Below are 13771 nucleotides of genomic sequence, written 5' to 3'. Positions count from 1 at the left end.
CGAAAATCTTAAACTCCGACTGCATACATTTTGTCTCGAAGCTCTTTAATTTTAGGATCATTCATATATTCATCAAAAGTAGCATAACGATCTATCACTCCTCCTGGAGTAAGTTCTATAACCCTATTCCCGACCGTTTGAGCAAACTCGTGGTCATGCGTAGTAAATAGCACTGTTCCTTTAAATTTCTTTAGAGAATTATTAAATGCTGTGATAGACTCCAAATCTAAGTGGTTTGTAGGTTCGTCCAACATAATAACGTTGGCTCTTGTCATCATCATTTTAGATAACATACAACGTACCTTTTCACCTCCTGATAATACATTCGATTTTTTTAGAGCTTCCTCTCCACTAAAAATCATTTTCCCTAGAAACCCTCTAATGAATACTTCTTCTCTCTCTTCTTCGGTAGATGCCCATTGACGTAACCAATCTACTAGAGTAAGATCATTTTCAAAGTATTCACTATTATCTGCCGGCAAATAAGATTGGGTAGTGGTTATACCCCAAGAGAATTCTCCTGCATCAGCTTTTTGTTTATCATTTAATATCTGATAAAAAGCTGTTGTAGCTCTAGAGTCCTTAGAAAACACAACTACTTTGTCTCCTTTGGCCAGATTAATATCTACTCCTTTAAAAAGTACATCTCCATCAATACTAGCTGTCAACCCTTCTACATTGAGAATTTGATCCCCAGCTTCTCTATCTCTTTCAAAAATAATGGCAGGATAGCGACGACTAGAAGGTTTAATATCTTCGATATTAAGTTTTTCTATCATCTTTTTACGAGAAGTCGCTTGTTTAGATTTAGCAACATTGGCACTAAATCGTGCAATAAACTCTTGTAATTCTTTTTTCTTCTCTTCTGCTTTTTTGTTTTGTTGTGCTCTCTGCCTAGCTGCTAATTGAGAAGATTCATACCAAAATGTATAGTTACCACTATAATGATTAATTTTTCCGAAGTCAATATCTGAAATATGAGTACATACAGAATCAAGGAAGTGTCTATCGTGAGATACTACAATCACCGTATTGTCATAATTGGCCAAGAAATTTTCTAACCAAGAAATAGTTTCATAATCTAAATCATTGGTAGGCTCATCCATAATTAATACATCAGGATTACCAAACAAACATTGAGCAAGCAATACCCTTACTCGTTGTTTCGTATCTAGATCAGACATTTGCGTGTAGTGCAAATCTTCTTTTATTCCTAAGTTTGAGAGCATCGCAGCAGCGTCACTATCAGCATTCCAACCGTTCATTTCTTCAAACTCTACCTGAAGCTCACCTATCTTTTCGGCATTCTCATCGGTATAGTCGGCATATAGTGCGTCAATTTCTTTCTTAATCTTGTACAATGGCTTATTACCCATAATAACAGTCTCAAGTACAGTATACTGATCATAAGCATAGTGGTTCTGTTCTAAAACAGACATTCGTTTTCCCGGTTCTAGATGCACATGACCCGAGGTAGCTTCCATTACTCCAGAGAGTATTTTGAGAAACGTAGACTTCCCTGCTCCATTTGCACCGATAATACCATAGCAATTACCTTGTGTAAACGCTGTGTTTACTTCATCAAAAAGTACTCTTTTACCAAATTGAACCGAAAGATTTGAAACTGATAACATGATTAAAAAATTGAAATTTGAATTTGGCGCAAAAGTAGAAAAATGCTTTCAGAACCTGAAACAATCAGTCATTATTTTACCATAATAAGGCTATTATTTTCAAAACCGAAAACAAAGGATGTAATTAATCACTCAATACTAAACAGGTAGGACAATTTCTAATAAAATACTAATTATTAAAGAATTAACGAATTGTTAACAACTGTACTATAGGTTTCCATTTATTTTTGACCAGATAGTCGGTTAATAATAGTTCCCAAAATGCAGTTCTACTCTATACGATATATAGTTTCTATTACTTTGTTGTCATGCTCTATTTTAGGTTGTGGCTCTTCAGAAAAAAGTAATCGTGAATACACCTATTTTGGGGGAGAAATTGTTAATCCAAACACCAATTATATTGTATTATCCAAAGCAGATGAACCGGGAGATACCATTCTTCTCGATAGAAATAATCGTTTTTTCCATAAAATAGAAAATTTAAAAGAAGGATTATACTCTTTTAAACATGCTCCAGAAAACCAACTTGTTATATTAGAAAAAGGAGATAGTGTTCTTATTAGACTCAACACTCTTGAATTTGATGAATCTTTGGTATTTACAGGTGATGGGGCAAGAAAAAACAATTTTTTGATAGAGATGTATCTGCAAAATGAAATTGAAAGAGAACGATTACGCAGAACCGATTTAAAGTTATCACCGACGTATTTTAAAAGGAATCAAGATTCTTTATTAAAACCGAAGTTAGTTGCATATAATAAACTTACTAATAAATGTGAATTAAGTCCCTTGGCAAAAAAAGTAACTCAAGCTTGTTTTACTTTTGACTATTTTACAAGACATGAACTATATTTTCACAGTCGATATGGCATAGGAGGTCTTGATTCTACAATGGATTTACCAAAAGCCTTCTTTGATTATCGTAAAGATATTAATTACAGTGATCACGACTTAGAAAAGTTATACTCGTACAATAGGTATTTGAATTATTATTTTACCAACACTTCATTATCTAATGCTAAGGATATCAAAAATATTTATAAAGGACGTTTAGGAAGTACCATTCACAAATTAGATCATATAGATAGTATTATTGATCATCCTTATATAAAGAACAATTTATTAAGAAGAGTGACTACTAACTTTTTATTGAATAGTAAAAACAACAAAGACTCCGACATAGTCTTAAATCACTACTTATCGGTAAGTTCTAACAAAAAATCACAAAGAGAACTTAAAAAACTTGCCAAAGCCATTGCAAGATTAAGACCCAACAAAGTTATTCCCGATCAAGAATTAATTTCTTCAAAAGGAGAACGCACAAAACTTTCAGCTCTATTCAACAAACCTATTACCGCTTTATATTTTTGGTCTATGGAAAGCAAAGATCATTATATTAGAGCCCACAAAAAAGCATCATATTTAAGTGCTCTATATCCTGAAATTGATTTTATCGCCATTAATACTGATGACGATCAAACAAAAAATTGGTTAAAAACCATTAAAAGACATCATTATAATTTGGGTATGGAATATGAATTTAAATACCCTAAATGCTCTTCAGAAGAACTTGTGATTCACTCTAACAACAAGGTTATTCTCGTAGACCAAGAAGGTAAGATCATCAACGCAAAAGCAAATCTATTCTCTTCTGTTTTTGAAAGGCAGCTTATGCAATACACCAGACTTGCCAGCTTAGAATAAAAAAAGCCACTCTTAATGAATGGCTTTACTCTTTTTAACTTACTTAAAAGCTTTATTAATTTCCTTTTTGATAATCTGCAAGGAATTTTGCCAGTCCTATGTCTGTCAATGGGTGTTTTAACAACCCTTCGATTGAAGAAAGAGGTCCAGTCATTACATCTGCACCAATTTTAGCACAATCAATAACATGCATCGTATGTCTTACTGAAGCTGCTAAAATTTGAGTATTAAATCCATAGTTATCATAGATCATTCTAATTTCAGCAATTAGATTAAGACCATCTGTAGAAATATCATCTAATCTACCAATAAATGGTGAAACATAAGTTGCTCCAGCTTTAGCCGCCAATAATGCTTGTCCAGGAGAAAATACCAACGTACAGTTAGTTTTTATACCATTATCACTAAAGTACTTTATAGCTTTAACACCATCTTTGATCATAGGTACTTTTACTATGATTTGATCATGAAGTTTTGCCAACTCCTCTCCTTCTTTGATGATGCCTTCAAAATCTGTAGAAATTACCTCGGCACTAACATCACCGGTAACAATCTCACATATTTTTTTGTAGTGATTAATAATATTTTCTTTTCCTGTGATACCTTCTTTTGCCATTAAAGATGGATTAGTAGTTACTCCATCCAAAACACCTAAATCTTGTGCTTCTTTAATTTGATCAAGATTTGCAGTATCAATAAAAAACTTCATAATGTGATATTTAAATTGTTGTGTTTAGTTTTACTCTTTTTCGTTTGCGAAGATAACTATAATCAGGATTCTATAGCTATCTGTTCTGTTAATTCAATACTCTTCAAAATCAATTATAACTCATAATGATTCATCAGGAGTTTTTCATACGTCTTGTCAGGTAATACTCTTTTAAGTACAATTGAAAATTTTTGCATAAAAGCACCTACCTTATAATGTACCTTTGGTTTTTTAGTTTCTAAGACCTTAAGAATAGCGTTAGCCATATCTTGAGGATCACTTCCTTCATCCACATGAGCATCCATAAGTGCTAGTGATTTACCATACGCTTTTTCGTACGGAGATCCTTTTATCACTGGAGCGTGAAATCTACCTGCAGCAATATTTGTGGCAAAATCTCCAGGAGCTACATTAGTCATTTCAATATTAAACTGTTTCAATTCCATTCGCCAGGCTTCCGTAGTGATTTCTAGCGCTGCTTTGGAAGCACTATAGATTCCTCGGTAGGGTAATCCCATATATCCAGCTATTGATGTAATATTAATTACCAGCCCTCCTCCTTGTTTTCTCATTATGGGTAACACTGCTTTGGTAACATTAATTACCCCAAAATAATTTGTATTAAAGTTTCGAAAAATCTCCTCCTCTGGGGTTTCCTCTATTGGCCCTGTAATTCCCGCTCCCGCATTATTTATCAAAATATCTAATCGACCATGTCGTTTTTCAACCTCTTCAACCGCAGATTGTATAGTTTCTTTTTGGGTTACATCTAATGGCAAAAGTTCAAAAGGTCCAAAATCTGTAAATTTTGAAGGATTACGACTTGTTCCATAAACCGTATATCCTTTATTAAAAAGAAAAGTACCTATAGATTTACCTATTCCTGAAGAACCTCCAGTGATTAAAACAACAGTTGATTTATGATCTTTATTCATGCCCGCAAATATACAATTATGATTTTCGAAAACAGATCAACTATTCTGAAAAATGGATTTAAAATCAAGTAAAAGTTTGAGTAGATAAATAGAGAGGTAACAATAAGGCACAAAAAAAGGCAAGCTACCTACATCACACCGCTACGACCATTTACCTTTGCTGCGTTCCCGCCCTGGAGGATTCAACAGGAGCTGGTTGTGTAGGACTTGCCGGCTGCAAAGATACAACCTTTAGTTAATATTACAATCATTTTTCAAACCCAATTAAAATAAATATCTTGCTTCAAACTTTAAATATTACAATGAATACTCGTAACCTCTTCGTCATCACTACATTAAGCATTTTATTTTTTTCTTGTGGAAGTAATCAAGAAAAGAAAAAAAAATATTTTTCGATAGAAACAGAGAACAATCAGAGAATTTTTAAGCTAGGAGAAACCATAAAAGCAAGCATAAAAAACAACGAAAACATCAATATCGACTCTGTTTCTTACATCTTAAATGAAGAAAAAACAACTTCAGGAACGAATTTTAGCTTCGAAGAAAAAATAGATACCGAAAAATTAGGACATAATGTTTTAAAAGCTCTGGTGTTCTATGACGGAAATGTAGATACAATTACCAAGAAAATTACGCTTTTAAATAATAAATCACCAAAACTGTATACCTATAAAATAGTAGCAGATTATCCACATGATGAAGGTGCCTTTACTCAAGGTTTAGAATTTGTCGGAGATACTTTATACGAAAGCACAGGAAAAAAAGGACAATCCTCATTAAGAAAAGTAGATTATAAAAGCGGTGAAGTGATTATTAAGAAAGAAGTTCCTCAAAAATACTTCGCTGAAGGCATCACTATAATGAACAACAAAATTTTTCAACTTACCTGGCAAGCAAAAGAAGGTTTTATCTATGACCTTGAAAGCATGGAGAAAACAGGAAATTTTGCTTACAACGATAGCAAACAAGGATGGGGATTATGTAATGATGGAAAGCATATTTATAAAAGTGATGGAACCGAGAAGATTTGGATCCTAGATGCAGAAACTCTTGCTGAAAAAGGGTACATTGAAGTTACCACTAATAAAGGTGTAAAATCAAAATTTAATGAGTTAGAATGGGTTAATGGTAAAATATATGCAAATACCTGGCAAAAAGATGGTATTGCCATTATTAATCCATCAAACGGTGCTTTAGAAGGTGTTATTAATCTTTCTGGACTTCGAAACAAAGTAAAGCAACATCCTGAACTCGATGTACTTAATGGTATCGCTTATAAGAAAGACTCCCAACAATTATTTGTAACTGGTAAGTATTGGGGTAAACTTTTTGAGATTGAAGTGGTTGAATAAGTTCCTACAAAAAGGTAAATCTTCCTAATTAAAAATCTACAGATAAATTAAGTTTGTTGCAACACTATAATATATATCACGTTATTGTTATAGACCAATAATAAACCGTACCTTTGCGGCTTATTTTATTTATATGAACAAATTTGAAGCTTTAGGCCTCGGTGATGAAATTCTAAAGGCGGTGAATGATATGGGGTTTGAAACCCCAAGTGAGGTACAAGAAAAAGCAATTCCTATCTTACTTAATGAAGATACAGATATAGTTGCTCTGGCCCAAACGGGTACCGGAAAAACAGCAGCTTTTGGATTTCCATTAATCGAAAAGATTGATGTAAAAAGTAGAATTACCCAGGGGTTAATTCTTTCTCCTACTCGAGAATTATGTCTACAAATTACCAATGAACTTAAAAACTACTCTAAATATATTTCTGGCCTAAACGTGGTAGCCATTTATGGTGGAGCTAGTATTACAGAGCAAGCAAAACAGATTAAACGTGGTGCCCAAATTATTGTAGCAACACCTGGTCGTATGCAAGATATGATCAATCGCAAAATGGTGAACATTAGCGATATCGGGTTTTGTGTATTAGATGAGGCAGACGAAATGCTAAATATGGGATTCTATGAAGATATAAATGCTATACTATCTCATACTCCAGAGCATAAAAACACTTGGCTGTTTTCTGCAACTATGCCTAAAGAGGTCGCAACCATCGCTAAGCGATTTATGGATAGCCCAAAAGAAATTACGGTAGGTCATAAAAATACCGGATCAAAAAATGTGTCGCATGAATACTATGTTGTAAACTCACGTGACAGATATGCTGCTCTTAAAAGACTGGCAGATGCAAACCCTGATATCTTCTCGGTGATTTTTTGTAGAACAAAAAGAGACACTCAAAAGGTAGCAGAAAATCTTATTGGAGATGGTTATAACGCAGCGGCATTACATGGTGATTTAAGCCAAAACCAAAGAGATTTGGTAATGAAGAGCTTCAGAAATCGACAAATACAAATGCTGGTTGCCACCGATGTAGCGGCAAGAGGAATCGATGTAGATGATGTGACTCACGTTATTAATTATCAATTACCCGATGAAATAGAAACCTATACACACCGAAGCGGAAGAACTGGTAGAGCTGGAAAAAGTGGAGTTTCTATGGTAATCGTTTCTAAAAGTGAAATAAGAAAGATCAAGTCGGTAGAGCGTATTATCAAAAAAGAATTTGAGAAGAAAGAAATACCAAGCGGTGAAGAAATTTGTCAAGTACAGCTTTTTCACCTTGCCAGTGATATCGGAAAAGCAGAAATTAATCATGAAATTGATAGTTATCTACCTTCCATTCATGAGGTGTTAGACGGTTTTAGTAAAGAAGAATTAATTAAGAAATTTTTCTCAGTAGAATTTTCCCGCTTTCATAACTATTACAAAAATGCCAGAGATCTTAATGTAACGGGAAGAGATAATGAAAGAAGTTCTGGTGGAGATGGTACTACCCGTTATTTCATAAATGTTGGTGAAAAAGATGGGTTCGACTGGATGACCCTTAAAGATTTCCTTAAAGAAGTATTAGAATTAGGAAGTGACTCTTTAAGTCGTGTCGACGTAAAGGAAAGCTTTTCATTTTTTAATACTACTTCAGAATATCAAGAACGTGTACTTTCTATTTTTGAAGATTTCAGAATGGAAGGCAGAAAGGTGAATGTTGAAATCTCTAAAGGATCTGGTCGCAAAGGAGGAGGTAAACGCCGCCGCGATGGTAACGGTTTCAAAGGAAAAAGGAGAAGTGACGGTTTTAAACCTAAAGGAAAAAAACGTTTTGATCGTGGTGAGGGAAGAGATCAAGGTGGAAACTCAAGAAGAGATAGAAGAAAACGTAGTGATCGAAGATAAATCTAGATTAATTAACATGGTTATATGATTTTTGGCCCGATTTTTATGTTATATTCATAAATATTGAACGTCTATATACTATATGAAGAAACTTTTATTTTACATAGTACTATTTTTTGGTTGTATTACCTATGCTCAAGAAGGCAGCGAAACCGTATCTGGTAAAGTATTGAATGCTGCTAATGATAAAGAATTAGAAAGTGTTCATATCGTTAACCTTACACAAGTTATTGGTACTATAACCGATAAAGAAGGTGACTTTACCATTCAAGCAAAAGTAAATGACACCCTATATTTTTCTTATATCGGGTATAAGCCTATTAGAGTAAGAGTAACCAATGATTGGGTAAAATATGGTGATGTAAAAATAAAAATGACCGAACTGGGTATCGCTCTCGAAGAAGTTGTGGTTGCAGATGTACAGCTCACAGGGTATCTTGAGATTGATGCTAAACGTATACCAGTTTACAATAACTATAGATATAGTATTTCTGGACTTAATTCTGGTTATGAAGGAGGTAGTAGACAGCCAGGAGCTGTAAACAAGGTATTGGGAGCAATATTTAATCCTGCCGACTTTTTATATAATATTTTTAGCAAACGGTCTAAAGAACTTAGAAAGTTGCGTAAAATGAAAAAGGATGATGAGATCAGGAATCTGCTTGAAAACAAATTCGATAGAGCTACATTAATGGCTTTACTACAAGTAGAACGCCTTGATATTGATGAAATATTGAGAAATTGCAACTATTCTGCAGACTTTATCAAATTTGCTAATGACCTACAAATTCTTGATGCGATTAGTGAATGTTACGAAGAGTATAAAGTGCTAGATCGTAAATAATTGTTTATCCTAAAAGGAATCTGAATCTCATTTTACTTTTGCGAATGCAATGCAATTCGGTTTCCTTCTGAATCTACGAAGTAAGCCATATACCCATTGTTTTCTGAAATCTGTTTTTTACCAGAAACTACAGTGCCCCCTGCCGCTTCTACTCTACCGATTTCATTACCAACGTCCTCACAAGCAAAATATACCAAAACACCATTACGGCTTGGACTATAATGTTCATCAGCTTTAACCAAAGTCCCTGTTGACAACCCTGTTTGATTTTTATTAGGGAACCATCACATTTCTAAACCATCCATATTGTGTATGCTAATCTTAATATCAAAAACTTTTTCATAAAACGCTTTTGCTCTTTCCATATCAATTACCGGAATCTCAAACCATATAACCATCACAAACTTTTTAGTGTTTTAGAAATATACCAACAATTTAAATCGTCTAAAAATAAAATATGTAAACCTTAGCAATTTTTATGTCAAGATGCAAAGGCTACTTCAATCCCTGTTCATGATAGAATCTTTCAATAATTTCATGATGGCTTTTTATAGCTTTTTTTGCCCATTCCATTCTTTTTGCCAATTTTTCTTCTTCAGATAATTTCCAGGAAATATTGGATTTTCTTAATTCACTAGTAATATACTGAAGTATTATAGCCGCAGAAACTGAAATATTAAGACTTTCTGTAAAACCAACCATCGGGATATGTAATTTCGCATCTGCTTCTTCCAAAACCATATCACTAAGACCTTGTTGCTCCCTACCAAAGAAAAATGCAGATGGAACATTAATATCAAAATCTTCTAAAATTTTTGAATCATCATGAGGTGTTGTAGCAACAATCTGATATCCTTGTGCTTTGAGCTTTGTAATGCAATCTTTGGTGCTTGGATAACGATTAATATCTACCCACTTTTGTGCACCCATTGCGATTTCTCTATCAATTCGTTTCTGGTGAATTTCATCTATAATGTGAACATTCTGAATACCAAAGACATCACAACTTCGTATTACCGCACTAGTATTATGTAATTGATATACATCTTCTATGGCAACCGTAAAAAAATTGGTTCTTTGCGCCAACACTTTTTTATACAATCCAAGTCTTCTGGTAGTTAGAAAGGATTCTAAATATTCTAGGAGTTTTACATCGGTCATAATTGCTAAAATATAAAAAATTAACAGTATCACATATATAAAAAAACCGCCTGATCACAAGTATCAAACGGTTTCCCAAAATCTACATTTAATTTAAAAAACTGGTCAAAATCTAAAACGCTTCTTTTATTGACGAATAATAGTAAAACCCCCCAGAATTACCCCTAAAGCCGGGGGGTTTAAAGTAAACACATCGTCAAAATGCATCTTCAGAACTAAAGACTAAAAAGTCAATAGTCAATATTTTTTCTTTATGTCTCCAAAACACAATATTCAAAATTTACTCTTGAAATGGGTGTTATATGAAACATGTTGATTGTTGGTCTTGTATAAAGTTTTGTACGAGTAATTATATAAGAATATAATCTACTGAAATGCCTGTTAAGATTGAAAACTCTAGGTAGTCTAATTTCTGTTAATAAAGTCTTAAAAGTATTACGGAAACACCATAAATAATTAATAGAATTCCTATATTTCGAGTCTAAAAGAGAAACGAAAAGACATAAGAAATTAGATGTATATATGAGAGATGTTTTATGAGGATAAGCTTGATATCCTGAAAACATAGAAGTATGTACTAATTCACTCATAGTGGTTAATTTAATTATTAATCGTTATTCAAACCCTGCTTTTGTTGGCTCGCCAAAGTTTTACAAATAGCGGGGTTGTTTGCATATTGCATTCAACATAAAGCTATAATTAGCTATTATTGTGAAAGCTTTCAATATTCTTCATTAAATGTAAATATGATCCCTTTTTGCAACAACCTGTTAAGGTTCCATAATCTACTTTAGTTTAAAAAAGAAATATTCAAGGAACGTGCTATATTTACTATATGTTTCTAAGAAAAATATACAACTATACCTAAAAAAGGTATTCCTTATACCAGAAACAAAAACTCAGGGTGGGGTGGGAAAATAAGTTTTTTGCTCTGTTATTTTATTTATGTTTTTATACTTTAAAAACAATACTTAAATATAAATACAATTTACTTAACTAACACAGAATTAAACCGCAAATTTATTATGGTTTTACCATAAAAAATAAGTTCAAAACTATCAAACATTCTAATTTTTAACAACATATACCTAAATTAGAAAAAACGAGGGGTTAACATTCTATTATATTTTTTAAACAATTCAAATCTTAGCATGACTTCATAGCTCCCATCATTAAATTGAGATTGTCCTAATTCTGTACTTTCTCGGTCATATGCAAAACCAATCATCATAGAATCTGAGATCTGCACTCCTATTTGTCCTGTCACTGCGGCACTCCAACGATAAGCAACACCTAAAGTTAACCTTTGATATAATAAAAAATTAGCCGAAACATCTACCTGTAACGGAGCACCAAAAACCATTTTTGTCAATAACGCCGGTTTAAACCTTATATCATCATTGACATCGAATACATAACCCGCGATTAGATAATAGTTGATTCGTTCTTCGGCTAAGAAACTTACTGCATCGCTATCATTAATAGTTGTACTTTCATCAAAATGAGCTGTTTCTAACAAATTTGGAGCACTTAAACCCAGGTACATTTTATCTGTATGATAATATAATCCTATACCTACCTGAGGACTAAACTTATTGTCTATATTATTTTCAAACAAGGCGTCATTTTGATTGAACTGAATAAGCTGTTGAAAGTCTACATTTAATAAGTGAGCACCGGCCTTGATACCAAAACTCAATTTCCCATATTCTGAAGTAGGAATGGTATATGAAAAATCTACATCTATATAAGTTTCATCTGTAGGACCTATTTCATCGTTAACTACTGATAATCCTAACCCTACTCTTTCATTTTCTCCAAGTGGGGTATTTAAGGTCAAAGTTTGTGTGCGAGGTGCTCCTTCTAACCCTACCCATTGACTACGATGTAGTCCCATTATACTCATTACTCCTCTACTTCCTGCATAGGCAGGATTTACGCTTATTGTATTATACATATATTGGGTGTATTGAGCATCTTGCTGGGCATAGAATTCTGTACATATGGCACTCAAAATCATAATGACGATTGTAAACTTTTTTTTCATATAACTAGTTTATTAAGAACTATCCAAAAACAATACTTTACTACATGATAAACATAGAAAAAGTTGTTCATCATTATTTTTATATGTCGGTGAGACACCGTTTACTTCCGGTTAAACGACAATCTCTTTGGATAAAAGAGATTCAACTCTTTTATTTTTTATCGTTGGATATATAAATATCCTGACATACTTTTTGTCACTCCCGATTCTAACTGATACTCCACAAAATAATAATAGGTACCTACAGGTAATTCATCCTCCTGCTTAAAAGTGCTTCTTCCATTAGAAACCCCACTAAAAAAATTATCATTTCTTCCATAGTTATTGGCTTCAAAAACCTTCACTCCCCATCTATTATAGACCGTTAAAGTGTTTTCATATCGTTCCAATCCATTTATTATAAAGACATCGTTTATCCCATCACCATTAGGAGTTAGACCCGTATATATAGTGATTTCTTCACCAAACCCTATTTGCGTTATAGTTATATCTTCAAAATCTCCATCTCCATCAATGTCAATATTCGTAGTATTTGAAGGGTCATCTGAAACATCTATAATCTCTTCTCCATTAATAGATATACCTGATACCGTTGCTTGGTTCGAAACACTTCCAGATACAACATCTTCTTCTGTTAGGATGTAAATAGCGCTAAAACTGGTATCATCTATTTCTCCTGCAATCAAATCTATAGGTCCTCCACTAACATTTATACCATCCAGCAAGTCTGTCAAGGTTATATTATCTATATCTACGTTCCCATTGTTCTCAACTGTAAAAGTATAATGTATTTCATCCCCAGCATTTAATGCATTATCTCCATTACGATCTACATAGGTACCTATCTTAGTTAAAGCTAGATTTGCATTCGAATTATCTGTCACGATTATTCTAATTGTAGCATCATCGCATACTATTGGCATTATGGTATTACATAATGTATAAGTAATATTATATTCTCCTGGAGGTGTACCTGGCAAGACTAATATTTCTCCTGTTAATGGATCTAAACTCACTCCATCTGCAGGAGTAGCATCTATAACATTATTTATCTCGACATTTACTCCCAATATCGCTCCATTACTATTCAAGGTATCATTACTATCTACAACATTCATTGAATTTCCTCCTAAATCCCCTTCTATCGAAACTTCATCATCATTGGCTATAATCTCTGCGGAAACTATGACATCAAAACTACAAGTAATTGAATTTCCAGCTCCATCTGTTACTTCAAATGTATTTGTGGTTATTCCTACTGGAAATTCAGAACCCGATGATAACCCAGCAATTTGAGTAGTTAATGCTCCAGTACAATTATCCATACCTACTGGAGTTGAGAAATTAACTATTGCTGATGCTTCTCCTGAATCTACTTGTTGAGTAATATTCGCAGGACATACAATAGTAGGATTCGTAGTATCGTTAATCGTGATTGTTTGTGTGACATTGATACTGTTTCCGGCAGCATCCGTAACACTATAGGTTCTA

General features: G+C 33.4%; 12 protein-coding genes and 1 other RNA gene. 4 read left to right on the top strand and 9 right to left on the bottom strand.

Translation table 11 applies throughout. The annotated features are described in order from the left end of the window. Positions 1 to 8 precede the first annotated feature (8 nt). The gene (locus M0D21_RS22000; protein ID WP_248333553.1) at positions 9 to 1634 is read right to left on the bottom strand and encodes an ABC-F family ATP-binding cassette domain-containing protein; all 1626 of its coding nucleotides are present in this window, start codon (positions 1632 to 1634) and stop codon (positions 9 to 11) included. 261 nt (positions 1635 to 1895) lie between these two features. Here M0D21_RS22000 and M0D21_RS21995 point away from each other — a divergent pair, with 261 nt between their 5' ends. Next, positions 1896 to 3338, top strand: coding sequence for a peroxiredoxin family protein (locus M0D21_RS21995; protein WP_248333551.1), 1443 nt, complete (start codon positions 1896 to 1898; stop codon positions 3336 to 3338). 55 nt (positions 3339 to 3393) lie between these two features. Here the strand turns inward: M0D21_RS21995 and fsa are convergent, their stop codons facing one another. From fsa to ffs, 3 genes are all read right to left on the bottom strand, one after another. Beyond that, complete coding sequence (fsa, locus tag M0D21_RS21990) at positions 3394 to 4047, bottom strand: fructose-6-phosphate aldolase (RefSeq protein WP_248333549.1); 654 nt, start codon at positions 4045 to 4047, stop codon at positions 3394 to 3396. Between the two features lie 113 nt (positions 4048 to 4160). Next, entirely contained in the window at positions 4161 to 4982 is an 822-nt protein-coding gene (locus M0D21_RS21985; RefSeq protein ID WP_248333547.1) for an SDR family oxidoreductase, read from the bottom strand. Between the two features lie 114 nt (positions 4983 to 5096). Continuing rightward, positions 5097 to 5195: signal recognition particle sRNA small type (gene ffs / locus M0D21_RS21980), an RNA gene on the bottom strand. 89 nt (positions 5196 to 5284) lie between these two features. Between ffs and M0D21_RS21975 the strand changes: the two genes are divergently transcribed. From M0D21_RS21975 to M0D21_RS21965, 3 genes are all read left to right on the top strand, one after another. Beyond that, the gene (locus M0D21_RS21975) at positions 5285 to 6334 is read left to right on the top strand and encodes a glutaminyl-peptide cyclotransferase (RefSeq protein WP_248333545.1); all 1050 of its coding nucleotides are present in this window, start codon (positions 5285 to 5287) and stop codon (positions 6332 to 6334) included. Positions 6335 to 6467: 133 nt separating this feature from the next. After that, positions 6468 to 8228, top strand: a complete 1761-nt coding sequence (locus M0D21_RS21970; protein WP_248333543.1) for a DEAD/DEAH box helicase — start codon at positions 6468 to 6470, stop codon at positions 8226 to 8228. Positions 8229 to 8310: 82 nt separating this feature from the next. Then, complete coding sequence (locus M0D21_RS21965; protein ID WP_248333541.1) at positions 8311 to 9072, top strand: carboxypeptidase-like regulatory domain-containing protein; 762 nt, start codon at positions 8311 to 8313, stop codon at positions 9070 to 9072. Between the two features lie 32 nt (positions 9073 to 9104). On the opposite strand, the gene M0D21_RS21960 is transcribed toward M0D21_RS21965, so the two are convergent. The 5 genes from M0D21_RS21960 to M0D21_RS21945 form a co-directional block, all read right to left on the bottom strand. Then, complete coding sequence (locus M0D21_RS21960; protein ID WP_248333539.1) at positions 9105 to 9329, bottom strand: VOC family protein; 225 nt, start codon at positions 9327 to 9329, stop codon at positions 9105 to 9107. A 27-nt stretch (positions 9330 to 9356) separates the two neighbouring features. After that, entirely contained in the window at positions 9357 to 9470 is a 114-nt protein-coding gene (locus tag M0D21_RS23120; protein WP_394802483.1) for a VOC family protein, read from the bottom strand. Between the two features lie 97 nt (positions 9471 to 9567). Further along, complete coding sequence (locus M0D21_RS21955; RefSeq protein WP_248333536.1) at positions 9568 to 10233, bottom strand: TrmH family RNA methyltransferase; 666 nt, start codon at positions 10231 to 10233, stop codon at positions 9568 to 9570. Positions 10234 to 11326: 1093 nt separating this feature from the next. Beyond that, positions 11327 to 12280, bottom strand: a complete 954-nt coding sequence (locus M0D21_RS21950; protein ID WP_248333534.1) for a PorP/SprF family type IX secretion system membrane protein — start codon at positions 12278 to 12280, stop codon at positions 11327 to 11329. A 158-nt stretch (positions 12281 to 12438) separates the two neighbouring features. Next, positions 12439 to 13771: T9SS type B sorting domain-containing protein (locus M0D21_RS21945; RefSeq protein WP_248333532.1), on the bottom strand; the 1333-nt coding region annotated here is incomplete at its 5' end.

This window comes from Aquimarina acroporae (assembly GCF_023195925.1).
In the GTDB taxonomy this organism is placed as follows: domain Bacteria; phylum Bacteroidota; class Bacteroidia; order Flavobacteriales; family Flavobacteriaceae; genus Aquimarina; species Aquimarina acroporae.
The sequence above is the reverse complement of the archived record's forward strand: the minus strand, read 5'-3'. Positions and strand labels throughout refer to the sequence as shown.

Excerpts from the sequence above, each read along its gene's own strand:
- M0D21_RS22000 (WP_248333553.1), bottom strand. The coding sequence starts at position 1,634 with ATGTTATCAGTTTCAAATCTTTCGGTTCAATTTGGTAAAAGAGTACTT.
- M0D21_RS21995 (WP_248333551.1), top strand. The coding sequence starts at position 1,896 with ATGCAGTTCTACTCTATACGATATATAGTTTCTATTACTTTGTTGTCA.
- fsa (WP_248333549.1), bottom strand. The coding sequence starts at position 4,047 with ATGAAGTTTTTTATTGATACTGCAAATCTTGATCAAATTAAAGAAGCA.
- M0D21_RS21985 (WP_248333547.1), bottom strand. The coding sequence starts at position 4,982 with ATGAATAAAGATCATAAATCAACTGTTGTTTTAATCACTGGAGGTTCT.
- M0D21_RS21975 (WP_248333545.1), top strand. The coding sequence starts at position 5,285 with ATGAATACTCGTAACCTCTTCGTCATCACTACATTAAGCATTTTATTT.
- M0D21_RS21970 (WP_248333543.1), top strand. The coding sequence starts at position 6,468 with ATGAACAAATTTGAAGCTTTAGGCCTCGGTGATGAAATTCTAAAGGCG.
- M0D21_RS21965 (WP_248333541.1), top strand. The coding sequence starts at position 8,311 with ATGAAGAAACTTTTATTTTACATAGTACTATTTTTTGGTTGTATTACC.
- M0D21_RS23120 (WP_394802483.1), bottom strand. The coding sequence starts at position 9,470 with ATGGTTATATGGTTTGAGATTCCGGTAATTGATATGGAAAGAGCAAAA.
- M0D21_RS21955 (WP_248333536.1), bottom strand. The coding sequence starts at position 10,233 with ATGACCGATGTAAAACTCCTAGAATATTTAGAATCCTTTCTAACTACC.
- M0D21_RS21950 (WP_248333534.1), bottom strand. The coding sequence starts at position 12,280 with ATGAAAAAAAAGTTTACAATCGTCATTATGATTTTGAGTGCCATATGT.